Below are 17,840 nucleotides of genomic sequence, written 5' to 3' on the forward strand. Positions count from 1 at the left end.
GCAGCCGCTCTATAAGAAAAACGAAAAATCGTTATGCGGCATAAGGTGAGCTAATGTTCGATTACAAGCTTCTCGCTGCCCTGGCGGCTGTGGTGGAACAGGCAGGGTTCGATCGTGCGGCACAGCGTCTGGGTCTTTCGCAATCGGCCGTTTCGCAGCGGATCAAGCTGCTCGAGGCTCGGCTCGGGCAGCCGGTACTGCTTCGTGCAACACCGCCAAAGCCCACCGAGGTGGGGCGCCGCCTGCTTAACCACGTACAGCAGGTGCGGCTGCTGGAGCGCGACCTGCAGGCCCAGGTGCCGCAGCTCGACGACAGCCATCTGCCGGAGCGGCTGCGCATCGCGCTTAATTCCGACAGCCTGGCGACCTGGTGGGCACCGGCGGTTGCGCCTTTTTGCGCAGCCCATGGCGTGGTACTCGACCACGTGCTGGAGGATCAGGACGTTGGCCTCAAGCGCATGCGCGCAGGTGAGGTGGCGGCCTGCGTCTGCGCCGTGGAGCGTCCGCTGGGCGGCGCCCGTAGCGAGTTTCTCGGGGCCATGCGCTATCGCGCCCTGGCCAGCCCGGCTTTTGTCGAGCGGCACCTGCGCGATGCACCTCCAGCCGAGGCGCTGCTGCGCGCGCCGGCCATCGTGTTCGGCCCGGATGATCAGTTGCAGCATCGCTACCTGGCGTCGCTGGGGTTGGAAGGGCCGTTCAGTCACCATCTCTGCCCATCGTCGGAAGGCTTCGTGCGCCTGATTCAGAGCGGCCTGGGTTGGGGGCTGGTGCCCGAGCTGCAAGTGCAGGAGCTGTACCGCAGCGGGGCGCTGGTCGATGTGTACAGTGGCCCGCCGATCGACGTGCGGCTGTACTGGCATCACTGGCGCAATGGCGGCGAACTGCTGGCCGAGTTCACGCGCCAGTTGCAGCGGTCAGCCGGTCAGTGGTTGGTCGGGTAGGCTCAGGCCATGACGCGTTGGCCGCGATAGATACGTACCGACGGAACATGGGCGGATGCGCTGGAGGGCTTGATGGCGACGGGAGTGGGTTGGTCGGTGTAGGCCGCCAACTGGCGACCGAGTTCGCGGGTCAGTTCGTCGCCGGAACCGAGGCAAGCGGTGAGCATGGCCGTGACGGCGTCCGGCTGGCTCAGGCGAATGTCCAGCCGCTGTTCGTCGCGCAGACGACGGCGCAAGCTCTGCATACAGTCGAGAACGGCCTTGTTGATCTCCATACCGACTCGCTCCTTCTTGTTGTCACTGTCACGCCTTGGGCCCGACCTCCTTGTCGGAAAACGCTATCCGCTGGCATGACGGGTGTAGCAATGGGCGTACCAGTTCACGCTTTTGGCCGCTGCGGGGCGGATGAACGCCAGGCGGAATGCGGCTTGCAGTAGATGCGAGGCTTCTTTTCGTCGAGCCTGATCTCCGCATAGCCGGGGGGCGGGTTGCACGGCGGTGAGGCTCGCCGCGTCGGCGGCGCCTGTTCCTGGTGCGGCGTCACATCCAGGGCGCTGAAGTCGCCTGGTCGAATCGTTATACTGCGCGTTGTTTTCGCTCCGCGCCCCCTCGAAGGTATCCCATGCGCAACGATGCTCACGACGAACTGGAAAACGTACCCAGCCTGACCGCCGCTCGCGACCAAGATGGGCCCTATCCAGCCCCCGAGCTGGAACCGATTCGTCGCCCCGCACCTGACCTGCGGGCGGACGAAGGACGTTCCCGGCAGAAGCGTCGCAACGTCAGCACGGCGCCACTCTGGCTGATGATCGTCGTGCTGGCCGTCGCGCTGGGCGGTCTGGGCTGGTGGAGCATGCAGCAGATCGACCGCCTCGAAGCACAATTGGTAGCGACCCAGGAGAGCTTTGCTCGCATCAGTGAGGACGCGGCCGGGCGGCTGCAGGACATCTCCGGCAAGGTCGTGGCCACCGAATCGAATGTCACCACCGAAGGCGAAGCGCTCAAGCTGCGCATCAAGCAACTGGAAAAGCAGGCCCAGGAACTCGCCGAGCAACAGCGCGCCATCACCACGCAGCAGCAGAGCCTGGTCGGCAAGCAGGACAATCAGCAGCAGCGGCTGGAAGAGCAGGGGCGACGTGTCGAGGCCGTGTCCTCGGAGGTGCGTACCCAGCAGGCCAGCACGGCCGAGCTGGCTGAAAGCCTCAAGGGGCTCGATGGCGAGCAGGCGACGCTCAAGCGCGCCGTGAGCGACCTCAAGGGCGCGGTGGATTCCGTACCGTCGCTCGCGTCGCGCATCGAGGGGATGAGCAAGGACATCGCGGCGCTGAAGCAGAAAGGCGACCCCAGCCAGGCTGTCAGTCGCCTGGAGCAGGATCTGCTGGTCCTGCGCAGCGAGCTGGACAACCGTCCGACCCCGACCCCGGGGGTGAACACCGGCGAATTCGATGCCTTCCGCGCTCAGATGACCCGCAGCATCAATACGTTGCAGAGCCAGATCGCCAACCTGCAGCAACAGCGCTGACGAAAAAAAACCGCTACGCAGCGAGGCGTAGCGGCCGGGCAAGGCAAGCCAAACGAGGATTGGTTTACAGATCGACCGCGAGCGACAGACCGATGCCGTGGTTGCGGTTGTCGTTGCCGATGTAGTGATAGTTCGCACGCAGGCTGATGCCGTCGGTCAACTGATGCGCCAGACCCAGTTTGAAGCGCGTCTGGTCGCCAGTCCGCACTGCGCCCGGCAGTTCGAAACTGTTGCCGGCCACGCTGTTCAGGGACAGGCGCAGGTCCTCCCGATCGTCATCCTCCCGCTCGACTTCTCGTGCGACCTCGCCGAACAGCTGGGTTCGCCCAGTCAGTGCGTATTCACCGAACAGGCCCGCCGAGAGACGCAGCGATTTCAGCGACTGGTCGTCGAAAGTCAGCGCTGTCGCGCTGGCGCCATCCTCGCGGTAGCCGTCCACTTCGATTTTCTGATAGCTGGCGCCGATGAAGGGACCGAACGTCAGGGCGTCGCCGGGCTGCATCAGGTTGAAGCCGGTCTTGCCTGCTACGCCCCAAAGCGTCCCCTCTGTACTGCCCTTCTCGGTGCGCTCGGCTACACCTAGCGCGAAGCGGCGGTTCAGCGAGTCGTAATCGAGATAGCCGGCGCTGACTGCGATCTGCGCGAACAGGCGATCCTGTTGATAGCCGGCCATGATAGTGCCCAGGTAGCTGCGCATGTCGAAGTCGGAATCGGCATCGCCGAGCGTGAGTGAGTTCTCGGCAACGCCGAGGCCCGCTCCGAACAGCCATGCCTCGTTCAGGCGGTGGGTGAATCCGACCGTGAGTGCCGGGCGCTTGCCATCGCCACCGCCGAACCCATCGTATTCCGAACGGCTGTAGTCGCCCTGGACAAAGGCTCTCCAACTGCCGATCGCCTGGCGATTGGCGCGCTGCACAGCCAACTCGGTATCGAGCATCTGCCAGTGATTGCTGAGGGCGGCCCGGCCCATTTCAGGAAGCAGGGAGACCTGGGCCGGCGCCTCGAGGATCGAGTAGATGTAGTCCGCACTGATTTGGTGGACCGCCGTGGTTGGATGCACCGCGTCGTTGAACAGCAGGCGACTCGGGTCGGCCGCGGCACTGCCGAGCCCGTAGGTCGGGTCCGGTGTACAGCCGTCACCGCTGAAGCACACGGCCGTCTGGTCGATCGTGGGGTCGAAGCCGTAGAGCGCGAGATCGGCGCGGATTTCGGAGAGCAGCAATCGGTTGTTCAGCAACACGTAATTGCCGCCCTGCGCCTGCAACCCGGCGGCCAATTCGTCGTTGAATTCATCGCTCAGTCCGTTGAGCAGGGCGCCGAGTCCGGGCAGGCTGTTGCCCAGTGGCGTATCGCCGACATTAGGCAGATCCGACACCACTATGTAACGCGCGCCGGCGAGCTGTAGCGCCTCGACGGCCTGGACCATGTTGTCGGCCGCCTGCGCCATGGTGACGGGGCGGCCATTCTGGACGAGCTGGAATATGTCGTTCGCACCGCCGTTGAGGTAGTACAAGCCGTTGGGGTCGACCCGAGGGTTTTCCACCAGATAACCCAGGCGGCTGCGCGACAGCCCATTCGCCTCGACCGTCGAGCGGTCATTGATCGAGGCGAGGATCTGATCCGTTCGGTAACCCCCGACGGCGTAGTTGGTACCGTCAGCGTTTCCGGTGAGCAGCTCTGGCAATAGCGGTGTAGAGGGCAGCGACTGAAGGCCCAAACGGCCTGCGAGTACCTGGGTAACAACCTGACCGAAGTACTCCGTGTTGTTCGCAGCGTAAGTAGGACCGGTACGGTTGGTGAAGCGAAGGCCGCCAGTCGGATTGCCACCTAGCAGGGGGCCGCCGACATCCGGAAAGTTGCCGGCATCGCTGAGCGAGTCGCCGAAGTTGACGAATTGGCTATAGGGGCTGCCGTCGGCAGCCGCTGCGAGCGGCAGGGTGGCAGCGATGACGAAAGCAAGAGGCTTGAGTGCGTTGGGCACGTGGCGGTCTCCGTATTGTTGTTCTTGTGGGCCGGACGTCTTGAGCGTCGCCATTCACGCTAACGGTGAATAGGGCGATCGATAAGCGCTCTTTAGCGGCATTTTGGGCGTTGGCGCTGTCCCTCGAAGGAATGAGCGGGCGCCGTCCATCGGCCAATTCCCGACGGACTCCGAAAAAACAGAATAGACACTGCGGTATTGGGGTGAGCGGTCGTTAAGGTAGTGCGCGCCAATCGACCGGGTGCGCCGACGGACGGTGCCGGGCCATGAGCCCGAACCGCGTCAGTATCAAAGTGATAGTATCCGCCGCTTCCAGCAGTGTAGCTGGCCGCATGACGCGCTTTCAGGTAACGAGAACAATGCCTTCACTGATCGACCTTCTGCGGGGCCGTCTGGCGACGTTGCTGCCCAGCGAGCTGCGGGCCGAGGAACTGGTCAAACTGCTCCTGCCCCATCGACATTCGATGCTGCTGACCCAAAGACGCGCGACGCTGATCGTCAATCGGGTGCGGCTGCTTGCCTTCCTGTTCGCCGTACTGACGCCCATTTGGGGCCTCGTCGACCTGATGGTCTTCCCGTATCCGCTGTGGTTGAGCCTGGTGACCTTTCGCCTGCTGGCATGTGCGGCGTTCGCCTGTTTGCTGCTCCTGCACCGGCCCAACGGCAGCCTGTACGGCGCTTATCGGGCGGTAGCTTGCCTTTTTGCCATCCCGACCTTGTTCTACATCGCTTCGCATACGCTGCTCGGCGGCTATCAACTGACCGAGCTGTCCGCGGTTGCCGCCGCCGGCTATGCCTTTTTGCCCTTATTACTGATGGCTGGCCTCGCGATCTTTCCCTTGACGCTGCTGGAAAACGCCGTGCTCGCCAGCGCGCTGCTGCTGGCGCAGGCGGTGGCCGCTTATCTGAGCTGGGCGACCCTGGACTGGCCGTCGTTCGCCGCGGTCTTCTGGCTGGCGTTGCTGATCGCCGGCGTGACGGCACTGGCCAGCCTGAGCCAGCTCGCCTTCATGATCGTGCTGGTACGCCAGGCCATCCGTGATCCGCTGACCGGCACCTTCGCCAGAGCAAGCGGCCAGGAGATCCTGCAGCTGCAGTGGGATACCTCTCGCCGACACGATACGGGGCTCGCTGTCGCCTTGCTCGACCTGGACCACTTCAAGGCGATCAACCACCGCTTCGGCCACGAAGCTGGCGACGCTGTCCTGCGTGAGTTCGGCCGCCACCTGCTGGCCACGCTGCGCAGCACCGACAGCGTGCTGCGCTGGGGTGGGGAGGCCTTCGTGATCATCATGCCGGATACCGACATGGACCAGGCCCGGCTGGTGCTCGACCGTATGGTGCGCCGTGGGCTGGGGGGCCGGCCCGATGGTACGCCGCTGACCGCCAGCATCGGGCTGGCCGAGCGGTGTCGCGATTTCACCGAGTCCTCGGCAGAGCTGATGGCACTGGCCGACCGCCGGATGCACCTGGCCAAGGCGAGCGGTCGCAACCGCCTGTGCACCGGCGGCGAAGACGGCACCGCCGGCACCGCCCTGGCCGAGCCGCCTTCGCACGCCTGAGGCTCATTTCACGCCGAAGACGTGCTTGAGGTAGGCGACGAAGGCTTCGTCTCGGCACATGGTCTTGCCGGGCGAATCGGAAATCTTGGCCACCGGTTGGCCATTGCAGCTGGTCATCTTGATGACCATGTTGGTCGGCTCGACGCCCGGGATGTCGCAGGTCAGCTGGGTGCCGATGCCGTAGCTGGTGTTGCTGCGCCCGAGCAGCGCCCGGTAGATGCCCAGCGCCTTGCGGAAATCCAGACCGTCGGAGAACACCAGCTGTCGGGTCATCGGGTCGATGCCCAGCCGCTTGTAGTGCGCGATGGCCTTTTCGGCCCATTCGACAGGGTCCCCAGAGTCGTGACGTAGCCCGTCGAACAGTTTGGCCAGATACAGATCGAAGTCGGCCATGAAGGCATCCATGGTGACGCAGTCGGTGATGGCAATGCCCAATGCGCCGCGGTATTCGCGCGCCCAGCAGTCCAGCGCGGCGCTCTGGCTGTCGATCAGGCGCGGGCCGAGCTGCTGGTGCGCCATGATCCATTCGTGGGCCATGGTGCCCATGGGCTTGAGGTTCAGCGTGCGCGCGAGGTGGACGTTGCTGGTGCCGACGAAATTGCCGGGAAAGTCGGCTTTCAGCCGCTCCACCACGCGGGCCTGCACGGCGAAGGAAAAGCGTCGCCGGGTGCCGAAGTCGGCCAGGTTGAAGCCGGCGAGCTCGGCCTCGCTGGCTTCCTGGCGCAACCATTCGAGCTTTTCCTCGAGGCGGGCTTCGGCCTGCTCCAGCGTGACCTGCGGATAGCGAACCCGGTTTCGTACCTCGCTGATGATCGCCAGCAGCGGCACTTCGAACAGGATGACGTGCAACCAGGGACCGCGCAGATACACCACCAGCTCGCCGTCCTCGAGTTCGACTCGGACGTAGCGGGGGTCGAAGCGGAACAGGCCGAGAAAGCGGATGAAATCCGGCTGCATGTAGGGAATGCGTTCGAGGAACGCCAGTTCCGCCGGCTCGAACCGCAACTCTGCCAGCGCTTCCATCTGCTCGCGGATGGCACCGAGGTAGGGTGAAAGATCTTCTTCCGAACGGCTGCGGAAAGCCCACTCGACCTCGGCGTTGGGGTAGTGGTGCAGCACGGCCTGCATCATCGTCAGCTTGTAGTAATCGGTATCCATCAGGCTCTGGATGATCCGCTCGGAAAACGCGCTGACGCTCATTGGGGTGCTCCTGGGTCCGTGGCAGGCTTCAGGCGCCGCCGATGCCTTCGACTACCTTACCGGTCCCACCACAGTTTTGGCACGCCTGGGTGTCGATACGGCCGCTTCCGTGACAGGCCGGGCAGATGTTTTCGCCGGTTCCAGGCGTGCCGGGTGGGGCCTGGTCGCCGGGACTGGGCGGAACGCTTCGGTCGGTCATGCGCGATGCCTCCCTGATAATTTCGGTACACACTGCAATAGGGTTCGAAGTGAGGATTTCAATAATTACTTCGAATCCGTTAGTTGCAGGTGAGCTTTATAAGAAAGTTAACGAGTTATCCATAAAAAAAGGCAAAGGACATGCCTTTGCCTTTTTCCAATAGCTTCATTCAGCTATTGCTGCTACGACCACCGCCGTGGCTGTTCTGCCCGCCCTTGCGGCCAGCTTCAGATGCCTTTTCGCGGTCGTTGGCGAAGTTGCCTCCGCTGTTGTGGCCGCCTTTCTTGCCTGCTTCAGAGGCTTTTTCGCGGTCGTTTGCAAAGTTGCCAGGATTTTTGTTCGCCATGTCATTTCTCCTCAATGGATACAGACTTCTGCGGGGCTGGACAACTTTCCTCAGCCTTCACGTTTTCAGAGAGGACTTTGCGCGCAGGAGTTTCCTGTTGCGAACAAGCGGCAGACGAATGGTAAAAGCTCACATTAATGATGCATGGCATTTTGTTATGACAGCGAAACGGCAAACTAATACGAACAGTTATAGCTGTATAACTATTCGTCCAACTTTTTATTACTGATTACTTCAGGTCGACAGCCCTATCTGGCGCTGCGCCGCCAGGCGCATGACGTAGCCGACCTTCACCGCGGTCGGACCGAGAATCACCAGGGCATGGCTGGCGACAACCAGGCCGAGCGTCAATTGGCGATCCAGCACATAGGCACCGGCTATGCCAAGCAGGAGCAGGACGAGGCCGACGAGCATGGTCAGGTTGGCGAAGACCAGCAGGCGGTGAGGCTCGAGCGGTTGAACGATCATTCGAAGGTACCTCGCTAGGGTTGGCGTGGGTGAGGGCCCGCTCCTGCAGGCCCCGGTGGTTCAGTCCAGCGCGGCCGCGGGGCCGAAGAATTCGTATCGCGCCTGGTCTTCGGGCACGCCGAGCGCTCTCAGCTGCCGGCGGATCGCCGCCATGAAGGGGCGCGGGCCGAGGAAGTAGGCGTCCAGGTCGCGGTCGGCTGGCAGCCATTGATCCAGGCGATCTGCGGTCATCAGCCCGACGGCGTCGGGCTGCTTGGCATCGCCGGCATGCTCGTCATAGCTGTAGAACCGCTTGAGCTGGTCGTGGCGCTCGGCAAGGGCGTCGATGGTGGCCCGGAAGGCATGAGCGTCGGCGTTGCGTGCGCAGTGGATGAAGTGGATCGGCCGCTCGCTCTGCAGTGCCGCTTCCAACATCGCCAGCGTCGGGGTGATGCCCACGCCACCGCTGATCAGCACCAGCGGCTTGTCGCTCGGCTGCAGGGTGAAATCGCCAGCCGGGGCGAAGAGGTCGAGCGACTCGCCCTCGACCATGCGATGCAGGGCGTTGGACACCACGCCGCCGGGCTCGCGCTTGACGCTGATTCGGTAATCACGCCCGTTGGCCATGGCTGACAGCGAGTAGTTGCGGCGTTGCTCCTTGCCGTCGACCCAGAGCCGCAGGCCAATGTACTGGCCGGGCTGGTGAGCGACCACCGGCTCGCCGTCTTCCGGCGTCAGGTAGAACGAAGTGATTTCGCTGCTCTCGACCTCCTTGCGTGCGATCCGAAAGCGACGGGCGCCTCGCCAGCCACCGGGCGCGTCGGCCGTGGCGCTGTAGATCTGCTCTTCGGTTTCGATGAGGATGCCGGCGAGCTGGCCATAAGCAGCGGCCCAGGCGTCGATGACCGCGTCGGTGGCGATCTGCGCGCCGAGCACCTCGCGGATCGCCCGCAGCAGGCAGGAACCGACGATCGGGTAGTGTTCCGGCTGCACCTGCAGCGCGACATGCTTGTTTACGACCTGCGAAACCAGCCCACCGAGCTGTTCGAGGCGATCGATGTGTCGGGCATACATCAGGACGCCGTTAGCCAATGCGCGCGGCTGGTCGCCGCTGGCCTGGTGGGCCTGGTTGAACAGCGGGCGCACTTCGGGATGCTCGGCCAGCATGAGTTTGTAGAAGTGGTCGGTCAGGGCTTCGCCGCCGGTTTCCAGCAGCGGCACGGTGGCTTTGATCAGGGCACGTTGTTCGGCACAAAGCATGGAAGACTCCGATAGTGAGTAGGCCTGCCTCTCGTCTCGCGGGAGTGCGATGCGGGCAGGTATCGGCCTGTTTCAACTATCGTTCCAGTTCTGGAATTGACGGAAATCAAGGGCGACAGCCTAGGCAGGGTAAATAAGACCCTGGCGCTTCAGGGTTTTCATGACCCGGCTGGGTAGTGCGCACCCTTATTTCGCCCATGTGATGGATGATCGAACCGCGGCGGCGCGGCAGGCTCTATAGCTTTAGCCATCTTGAAAGCCTGAGGAGGTCGCCTATGGAGAACTACCACATCACGCATGACGACGATCGCTGGGTGCTGCGCGAGGAGGGCGACAAGCGCGCCCTGATCGAGGCCGCGACCAAGGAGGACATCATTGCCGAGACGCGCGACTACATGAAGCTGCGCACGGCATCGGTGAAGATTCATACCCTCGACGGCCAGATTGAAGAAGAACGAACCTATCCGCGCGACCAGGATCCGCGCGCGACCAAGGGCTAGCGCGACAGCGAAGGGGGGATGCCTGGGTTCGTCCGCCGGGCGTGCTGCCTGGCCAGGCGCAGCCCGAAGGCGACCGCCCAGCAGGCCAGAATGAAGGGCATCGTCAGTGGCGCGATACCCAGTTGCTCGAAGGCCAGCCGGGCGGCAATCGCCAGCGCGATACCGAGGGCCGGAAACAGGGCCGAGCGGTGTATCTGACTCAGCGCCACGGCTGCCAGCGCCGGGTTGTAGCCGGCCAGTCCGGCCAGCGCCTGCGATTCGGCCGCGCCGGACAACAGCGCGGCGTAGATACCGATGGCTGAACCGCAGAGCGCCCAGAGCGCGGCGTTTCGATCAGCCCAGCACAACGCGACGAGCAGGCACAGTCCCGCGGCTGGCGCCGAGAGGAACAGCACCTGCCCGATACCCCGCAACATCCCGCCCAGCGCACCCCATCCGCCGATCTCCGGCTCGGGCAAGCGCGCCTCGATCAGCCCGCCCAGCATGCCGCACAATCCCAGCGTCAACCAGCCCAGCAGCACGAACGGAAGGGTGAACCCCGGCAGTCGGTCCTGCCGCCGCATGCCCTCGAGCAACCGGCGCTGCAATGGCACGCAAAGCATGCTGGCGACAAGGATCAGCGGCCAGGCCAGCGGCGCACCGTCAAGCACCAGGGTGATCAGCAGGCCGAGCAGCGTCGCGTTGTAGCCGTAAAGCCCGGTTTCGATGTCCCGGCGAGGGTAGCTGCAAAACCAGGCGAAGCCGGTCCCGGCCAGCAGGCCGACCAGGGCGCCAGCCAGCAGGGCGCGGTCCTGCAAGCCGATGGCGACGAGCACGAGCAGTCCGCAACCCGGGTGGGTCTGTAACAGGATCTGGCTGGCACCGTTCAGCGTGGCGCGCAACGAAGCAGCGATAAGGGCGACCATGGGCGGGCGGCCGTCGCGTTTCAGTTGAGCGTCTCGATTCGCAAGGAATTGGTGGTGCCCGACTGCCCCAGCGGCACGCCCGCGGTGATGAGCACGGTATCGCCGGTCCCGGCCATGCCCTGCGCACGGGCCAGCTCCAGCGCATTGAGGCAGACCTGCTCCATGTCGTGCATGCGCGCATCGATGACCGAATACACGCCCCAGGCCACGGTGAGCTTGCGCGCTGTCGCCAGGTTGGGTGTCAGGCTCAGGATCGGCGTGCTTGGCCGCTCGCGCGAAGCGCGCAGGCTGGAACGGCCGGACTCGGTGTAGTTCACCAGCACCGCGATCGGCAGAATGCCGCTGATTCGGCGGATCGCGCAGCTGATGGCGTCCGGCAGCGTCGCTTCGGCATTGGGTCGATTCACGTCAAGTTGGGCCTGGAAGTCCGGGCCGCTTTCCACCTGCCGGATGATCTTGCTCATCATGCTCACCGCCTCGAGCGGGTAATCCCCCGAGGCCGTTTCCGCCGAGAGCATCAGGGCATCGGCGCCCTCGGCCACGGCGTTGGCCACGTCGGTGACCTCCGCGCGGGTCGGCGCGGGGGAGAAGCGCATGGACTCGAGCATCTGTGTCGCCACCACGACTGGCCGGCCCAACTGGCGGCAGGTGCGCACGATGTTGCGCTGGATGCGCCGGACGTTCTCGGCCGGCACCTCGACGCCGAGGTCGCCGCGCGCCACCATGATCGCGTCGCTCAGGCGGGCAATCTCGCGCAGATGCTGCACGGCCGAAGGTTTCTCGATCTTCGCCATGAGAAAGGCCCGCCCGCCGATCAGCTCGCGCGCCTCGTGGATGTCCTGCGGCCGCTGCACGAAGGACAGCGCGACCCAGTCGACGCCCAACTCCAGGCCGAAGGCCAGATCGCGGCGGTCCTTCTCGGTCAGCGGGCTCAGCTCAAGCACGGCCTCGGGCACGTTCACGCCCTTGCGGTCCGACAGCTCGCCGCCGGCCACCACGCGCGCGTCGATGGCGTCGGCGTGCTTGGTGATGACGGTCAGGCGCAGCCGCCCGTCGTCCACCAGAAGACTCATGCCCGGCTGCAGCGCGTCGATGATCTCCGGGTGTGGCAGGTTGACCCGCGTGCTATCACCTGGCGTCGGGTCGAGATCCAGACGCAGGGTCTGGCCGCGCTTGAGCTGCACCTTGCCCTCGGCCAGCCGTCCGACCCGCAGCTTCGGGCCCTGCAGGTCCATGAGAATGCCGATCGGCCGGTTCAGCTGGCGCTCTACCTCGCGGATCCAGGCGAAGCGCTGGGCGTGATCGGCATGCTCGCCATGGCTGAAGTTGAGACGGAACAGATTGACGCCCTGGTCTACCAGGTCGCGCACCTCCTCGATGCTGCGAGTGGCCGGTCCGAGGGTGGCGAGGATCTTGACCTTCTTGTCAGGTGTCATGGCAGGCTCTGTTGGCAGTTGTCGTGTATGGCCGCTATTGGGGCGGCAGGATCAGAATGGCGCGCAAGTCGTTGACGTTGGTGCGGGTCGGGCCGGTCATCAGCAGCGCGTCGAGTGCCTCGAAGTAGCCGTAGCCGTTGTTGTTGGCCAGTTCATCGGCGGCCTTCAGGCCCAGCGCTTCGGCGCGGGCGTAGCTCTGCGGCGTCATCAACGCGCCGGCGTTGTCTTCCGAGCCGTCGATGCCATCGGTGTCGCCGGCCAGCGCATACACGCCGGGCTGGCCTTGCAGGTTTTCCGTCAGGCTCAGCAGGAACTCGGCGTTGCGCCCGCCGCGGCCGTTGCCGCGCACCGTTACCGTGGTTTCGCCACCGGAGAGGATCACGCAGGGCGGTGCGATCGGCTGGCCGTGCAGCACCACCTGGCGGGCGATGCCGGCATGGACCTTGGCGACTTCGCGCGATTCGCCTTCGAGATCGCCGAGGATCAACGGCGTGATGCCGGCGGCGCGGGCCTTGTCGGCCGCCGCGTCCAGTGACTGTTGCGGTTTGGCGATGAGCTGGAAATGGCTGCGAGACAGGCAAGGATCGTCCGGTTTCACCGTTTCCGAGCGGGGGTCTTCCAGCCAGGCGCGGACGTTTTCGGGAATCTCGATGTTGTAACGCGCCAGGATCGCCAGCGCCTGGGCCGAGGTGGTCGGGTCACCCACCGTGGGGCCGGAGGCGATCACCGTGGCCTCGTCCCCCGGTACGTCGGAAATCGCATAGGTATAGACGCTGGCCGGCCAGCAGGCCTTGGCCAGGCGGCCGCCCTTGATGGCCGAAAGGTGCTTGCGCACGCAGTTCATCTCGCCGATGTGGGCGCCGGAGCGCAGCAGCGCCTTGTTGATGGCCTGCTTGTCGGCGAGGCTGATGCCCTCGGCGGGAAGCGCCAGCAGCGACGAGCCGCCACCGGACAGCAGGAAGATCACCCGGTCGCTCTCTTCGAGGTTGCTCACCAGCTCCAGCACGCGACGGGCGACGCGCTCGCCGGCGTCATCCGGCACGGGATGCGCGGCCTCGACCACCTCGATCTTGCGGCAGTCGGCACCGTGGCCGTAACGCGTGACCACCAGACCCGAAAGGTCGCCTTCCCACGCCGCCTCGATGGCTTCGGCCATGGCCGCCGCGGCTTTGCCGGCACCGATGACGATGGCGCGGCCGCTGCGGTCTGCCGGGAGATGGTCGGCCAGCACCTGGCGCGGGTGGGCCGCGTCGATGGCGGCGGTAAAAAGCTCGCGCAGCAGGGCTTGTGGATCGAGGGTCATCTGATGCTCCTTGTATGAGGTCTGCAGCCGATTCCAGACCTTAGGGCTCGATAACGCAAGCGTTAAGGCCAAGCACTAAGGGTTGGAATCGACCCACCCGGCAGTCGGGCCGTGACTCCTTCTGCCGGGCGGATCGAAAGGGTGCCGTCTGTCGACGGCGATCGGGCTGAGCACACGGGGCTTCTGGTCGTGGGGAGACGCGATGATTCCGACCTCGTGCACCTGCAACCCGACCCTTGGAGCGGAGCGGCTTCCGGCTTGCGACTGTCCACCACCCGGTCTGTCTGTCCCTGAAGGTGGGGTCGAAAGCCTTGCTGCCGCACGCTCGAAGGCGGGGGCTGGTCTAGTCCTTGCGGATCGAGAAGTTGGCCATGTGTTCCAGACCCTTGATCAGCGCCGAGTGGTCCCAGCCGCTGCCGCCGATCGCCGCGCAGGTGCTGAACACCTGCTGGGCGTTGGCGGTGTTGGGCAGGTTCAGGCCCAGCTCGCGGGCACCGGCCAGGGCGAGGTTGAGGTCCTTCTGGTGCAGGGCAATGCGGAAGCCCGGATCGAAGGTGCCCTTGATCATGCGCTCGCCGTGGACCTCGAGGATCTTCGAGCCGGCGAAGCCGCCCATCAGCGCTTCGCGAACACGGGCCGGGTCGGCGCCGTTCTTCGCGGCGAACAGCAACGCTTCAGCGACCGCCTGGATGTTCAGCGCCACGATGATCTGGTTGGCGACCTTGGCCGTCTGCCCGGCGCCGTTCTCGCCGACCAGGGTGATGTTCTTGCCCATGGCCTGGAAGAGCGGCAGGGCGCGGGCGAAGCTCTCTTCGCTACCGCCGACCATGATCGACAGCGTCGCGGCCTTGGCGCCGACTTCGCCACCGGAAACCGGCGCGTCGAGGTAGCGTGCACCGGTGGCATCGATCTTCTCGGCGAAGCCCTTGGTGGCGCTGGGCGAGATCGAGCTCATGTCGATCACCAGCTTGTTCGGGCCGACGCCCTCGGCGATGCCGTTCTCGCGGAACAGCACGTCTTCGACCTGCGGGGTGTCCGGCACCATGATGATGATGAATTCGGCTTCCTGGGCGACTTCCTTCGGGTTCGCCAGGGCGACGGCGCCTGCCTCGACCAGCGCGGCCGGGGCCGGGTCGTGGTGTTCGGACAGGAAGAGGCTGTGCCCGGCTTTCTGGAGGTTCTGAGCCATGGGCAGGCCCATGATGCCGGTGCCGATGAATCCGATCTTAGCCATGTGTGTTCTCCTCGATTCTGTGGGGCAGGCCGCTGCTCGGCCTGCGTTGCGGCGTGAGCGCAAGCGGTCAGATGGCGTTGTGGCTCTTCAGCCAGCCGAGGCCAGCTTCGGTGGTGGTGGCCGGCTTGTATTCGCAGCCGACCCAGCCCTGGTAGCCGATGCGGTCCAGATGCTCGAACAGGAAGTGGTAGTTGATCTCGCCGGTGCCCGGCTCGTTACGCCCGGGGTTGTCGGCCAGCTGCACGTGGTTGATCGCCGCCAGGTTGTTCTCGATGGTGCGCGCCAGGTCTCCCTCCATGATCTGCATGTGGTAGATGTCGTACTGCAGGAACAGGTTGGCGTGGCCGACCTTGCCGCGAATCTCCTGCGCCTGGGAGGTGTTGTTGAGGAAGAAGCGCGGGATGTCGCGGGTGTTGATCATTTCCATGACCAGGCGGATGCCCTCGGCTTCCAGCTTCTGCGCGGCGTAGCGCAGGTTTTCGATGAAGGTCATCTCCAGCTTGCCGAGATCGGCGCCCTTCGGGGCGATGCCGGCCAGGCAGTTGACCTGGGTGTTGCCCAGCACCTTGGCGTAGGCGATGGCGCGGTCCACGCCGGCACGGAATTCCTCGACGCGCTCGGGATCGCAGGCGATGCCACGGTCCCCATTCGCCCAATCACCGGCTGGCAGGTTGAACAACACCTGGGTCAGCCCGTTGGCATCCAGGCGCGCCTTGATCTCCTCGGCCGGGTAGTCATAGGGGAACAGGTACTCGACACCGGAAAAGCCGGCCTCGGCGGCAGCGGCGAAGCGGTCCATGAAGTCCAGCTCGGTAAACAGCATGGACAGGTTGGCGGCAAAGCGGGGCATGGGTAACTCCTTGAGATCTGTACGGATCATTTCGGTGTTGCGTTGCGGTGGTGCGATGACCACCCTCGGTGTTGCATGCGGTGGATATGCTTCGCGATATCCACCCTGGGTTCGCTGTAGGGACGTCGATCTGGCACGTTGCGCTTTTCGTAGGAGCCAGCTTGCTGGCGATCTGTCCGTCATGGCATCTGGATCGCCAGCAAGCTGGCTCCTGCAGGTGCGTCGCGCTTGCGTATCAATCCAACAACGCGACCGCGGTCGGGGCGTCTTCCCGACTTTCGGCCAACGGCTCGAACTCGTTGATGGCATCGATCTCGGTGCCCATGGCGATGTTGGTCACCCGCTCGAGGATCACCTCGATCACCACCGGCACCTGGTGCTCGGCCATCCAGGCCTGGGCCTGTTCGATGGCCGGGCGCAGGTCTTCCTGCTTGAACACGCGGATCGCCTTGCAGCCGAGGCCCTCGACCACCGCGACGTGATCGACGCCGTAGCCTTCCATGCCGCTCTGGTCGGCATTGATGTTCTCGAAGCCCAGCTGCACGCAGTAATCCATCTCGAAACCGCGCTGCGCCTGGCGGATCAGGCCGAGGTAGGCGTTGTTCACCAGGATGTGCAAGTAGGGCAGCTTGAACTGCGCGCCCACGGCCAGTTCCTCGATCATGAACTGGAAGTCGTAGTCGCCCGAGAGCGCCACCACCTTGCGGGTCGGGTCCGCCGCGACCACGCCGAGCGCCGCCGGAATCGTCCAGCCGAGCGGGCCGGCCTGGCCGCAGTTGATCCAGTGGCGCGGCTTGTAGACGTGCAGGAATTGCGCGGCGGCGATCTGCGACAGGCCGATGGTGCTGACGTAGCAGGCGTCGCGGCCGAAGGCGTTGTTCATGCACTGGTAGACGCGCTGGGGCTTCATCGGCACCGAGTCGAAGTGCGTCTTGCGCAGCATCGTGCGCTTGCGCTCCAGGCAGTCGGCGGCCCAGGCGCTGCGGTCAGGCAGCCGGCCGGCGGCCTTGCGTTCCTTGGCGACCTCGACGAACAGCTCGAGCGCGGCGCCGGCGTCGGAGGTGATGCCGTAGTCCGGCGAGAACACCCGGCCGATCTGGGTCGGCTCGATATCCACGTGCACGAAGGTACGGTCCTTGGTGTAGACGTCGACCGAACCGGTGTGGCGGTTGGCCCAGCGGTTGCCGATGCCGAGTACGAAGTCCGAGGCCAGCAGGTTGGCGTTGCCGTAGCGGTGGCTGGTCTGCAGCCCGCACATGCCGGCCATCAGTGGATGGTCGTCAGGGATCGAGCCCCAGCCCATCAGGGTCGGAATCACCGGCACGCCGAGGGCCTCGGCGAATTCCACCAGCAAGGCTTCGGCGCCAGCATTGTAGATACCGCCGCCCGCGACGATCAGCGGACGTTCGGCGGCGCAGAGCATGTCCACGGCCTTCTCGATCTGCTTGCGCGTCGCGGCCGGCTTGTAGACGGAAAGCGGCTCGTAGGTGTCGACATCGAACTCGATCTCGGCCATCTGCACGTCGAACGGCAGGTCGATCAGCACCGGGCCGGGGCGACCGGAGCGCATCACGTGGAAGGCCTGCTGGAACACGCGCGGCACCAGCGCCGGCTCGCGAACGGTCACGGCCCACTTGGTGACCGGCTTGGCGATGGACTCGATGTCCACGGCCTGGAAGTCTTCCTTGTACAGCCGCGCACGCGGCGCCTGGCCGGTGATGCAGAGGATAGGTATCGAATCGGCCCAGGCGGAGTAGAGCCCGGTGATCATGTCGGTGCCGGCCGGGCCCGAGGTGCCGATGCACACGCCAATGTTGCCGGCCTTGGTACGGGTGTAGCCCTCGGCCATGTGCGAGGCGCCTTCGACGTGGCGCGCCAGGATGTGACGGATGCTCCCGTCGGCACGCAGGGCGGAATACAGCGGGTTGATCGCGGCACCGGGGATGCCGAAGGCGGTGTCGATGCCTTCCTTTCGCAACACCGCGACGGCGGCGTCGATAGCTCTCATGCGGGCCATGGTCGTTCCTCCTGGCTTGGAGCCTGTGCACGATCGGCTGCGCGTCGTGAACGGCTCCTATTCGATAGTTTTTATACGTGGCCCAAGCATGAAGGGCTGGCAGGAACGAGGGAATTGGTCGAGACTTCAGTTCTGTC

General features: G+C 64.8%; 16 protein-coding genes. 4 read left to right on the forward strand and 12 right to left on the reverse strand.

The genetic code is table 11. From position 1 onward, the window contains the following. Window positions 1-53 precede the first annotated feature (53 nt). Window positions 54-941, forward strand: a complete 888-nt coding sequence (locus MST27_RS16570; protein WP_243607048.1) for a LysR family transcriptional regulator ArgP — start codon at window positions 54-56, stop codon at window positions 939-941. 2 nt (window positions 942-943) lie between these two features. Here MST27_RS16570 and MST27_RS16575 read toward each other — a convergent pair whose 3' ends face one another. Next, window positions 944-1,216 (reverse strand): hypothetical protein, encoded by a 273-nt coding sequence (locus tag MST27_RS16575; protein ID WP_243607049.1) that lies wholly within the window; start codon window positions 1,214-1,216, stop codon window positions 944-946. A gap of 347 nt (window positions 1,217-1,563) precedes the next feature. Between MST27_RS16575 and MST27_RS16580 the strand changes: the two genes are divergently transcribed. Continuing rightward, a complete protein-coding gene (locus tag MST27_RS16580; protein ID WP_243607050.1) occupies window positions 1,564-2,463 on the forward strand; it encodes an ATPase in 900 nt (299 codons plus the stop codon). 64 nt (window positions 2,464-2,527) lie between these two features. Here the strand turns inward: MST27_RS16580 and MST27_RS16585 are convergent, their stop codons facing one another. After that, window positions 2,528-4,444: an autotransporter outer membrane beta-barrel domain-containing protein gene (locus tag MST27_RS16585; protein WP_243607051.1), complete on the reverse strand. Its 1,917-nt coding sequence runs from the start codon at window positions 4,442-4,444 to the stop codon at window positions 2,528-2,530. A 359-nt stretch (window positions 4,445-4,803) separates the two neighbouring features. Between MST27_RS16585 and MST27_RS16590 the strand changes: the two genes are divergently transcribed. Further along, a complete protein-coding gene (locus MST27_RS16590) occupies window positions 4,804-6,006 on the forward strand; it encodes a GGDEF domain-containing protein (RefSeq protein ID WP_243607052.1) in 1,203 nt (400 codons plus the stop codon). 3 nt (window positions 6,007-6,009) lie between these two features. Here MST27_RS16590 and pncB read toward each other — a convergent pair whose 3' ends face one another. From pncB to hmpA, 4 genes are all read right to left on the reverse strand, one after another. Next, complete coding sequence (pncB, locus tag MST27_RS16595; protein WP_243607053.1) at window positions 6,010-7,206, reverse strand: nicotinate phosphoribosyltransferase; 1,197 nt, start codon at window positions 7,204-7,206, stop codon at window positions 6,010-6,012. Between the two features lie 368 nt (window positions 7,207-7,574). Then, complete coding sequence (locus tag MST27_RS16600; RefSeq protein ID WP_423706585.1) at window positions 7,575-7,751, reverse strand: con-10 family general stress protein; 177 nt, start codon at window positions 7,749-7,751, stop codon at window positions 7,575-7,577. Between the two features lie 234 nt (window positions 7,752-7,985). After that, window positions 7,986-8,219 carry a hypothetical protein gene (locus MST27_RS16605; RefSeq protein ID WP_275973267.1) on the reverse strand — a complete coding sequence of 78 codons (234 nt, stop codon included), beginning with the start codon at window positions 8,217-8,219 and terminating at the stop codon, window positions 7,986-7,988. A 60-nt stretch (window positions 8,220-8,279) separates the two neighbouring features. Next, complete coding sequence (gene hmpA / locus MST27_RS16610) at window positions 8,280-9,458, reverse strand: NO-inducible flavohemoprotein (RefSeq protein ID WP_243607054.1); 1,179 nt, start codon at window positions 9,456-9,458, stop codon at window positions 8,280-8,282. A 275-nt stretch (window positions 9,459-9,733) separates the two neighbouring features. On the opposite strand from hmpA, the gene MST27_RS16615 reads away from it, so the two are divergent. Beyond that, entirely contained in the window at window positions 9,734-9,958 is a 225-nt protein-coding gene (locus tag MST27_RS16615; protein ID WP_243607055.1) for a DUF2188 domain-containing protein, read from the forward strand. On the opposite strand, the gene MST27_RS16620 is transcribed toward MST27_RS16615, so the two are convergent. The 6 genes from MST27_RS16620 to gcl form a co-directional block, all read right to left on the reverse strand. Further along, window positions 9,955-10,863 carry an urea transporter gene (locus tag MST27_RS16620; protein ID WP_243607056.1) on the reverse strand — a complete coding sequence of 303 codons (909 nt, stop codon included), beginning with the start codon at window positions 10,861-10,863 and terminating at the stop codon, window positions 9,955-9,957. The genes MST27_RS16615 and MST27_RS16620 overlap by 4 nt on opposite strands. Before the next feature lie 20 nt (window positions 10,864-10,883). Next, complete coding sequence (gene pyk, locus MST27_RS16625) at window positions 10,884-12,299, reverse strand: pyruvate kinase (protein ID WP_243607057.1); 1,416 nt, start codon at window positions 12,297-12,299, stop codon at window positions 10,884-10,886. Between the two features lie 34 nt (window positions 12,300-12,333). Continuing rightward, complete coding sequence (locus MST27_RS16630; protein ID WP_243607058.1) at window positions 12,334-13,602, reverse strand: glycerate kinase type-2 family protein; 1,269 nt, start codon at window positions 13,600-13,602, stop codon at window positions 12,334-12,336. A 343-nt stretch (window positions 13,603-13,945) separates the two neighbouring features. Continuing rightward, window positions 13,946-14,836 carry a 2-hydroxy-3-oxopropionate reductase gene (locus tag MST27_RS16635; protein ID WP_243607059.1) on the reverse strand — a complete coding sequence of 297 codons (891 nt, stop codon included), beginning with the start codon at window positions 14,834-14,836 and terminating at the stop codon, window positions 13,946-13,948. Window positions 14,837-14,903: 67 nt separating this feature from the next. Further along, window positions 14,904-15,686, reverse strand: a complete 783-nt coding sequence (hyi, locus tag MST27_RS16640; protein ID WP_243607060.1) for a hydroxypyruvate isomerase — start codon at window positions 15,684-15,686, stop codon at window positions 14,904-14,906. 235 nt (window positions 15,687-15,921) lie between these two features. Next, the gene (gcl, locus tag MST27_RS16645) at window positions 15,922-17,703 is read right to left on the reverse strand and encodes a glyoxylate carboligase (protein WP_243607061.1); all 1,782 of its coding nucleotides are present in this window, start codon (window positions 17,701-17,703) and stop codon (window positions 15,922-15,924) included. Window positions 17,704-17,840: the final 137 nt, after the last annotated feature.

Source organism: Stutzerimonas marianensis (assembly GCF_022810315.1).
In the GTDB taxonomy this organism is placed as follows: Bacteria; Pseudomonadota; Gammaproteobacteria; order Pseudomonadales; family Pseudomonadaceae; genus Stutzerimonas; species Stutzerimonas marianensis.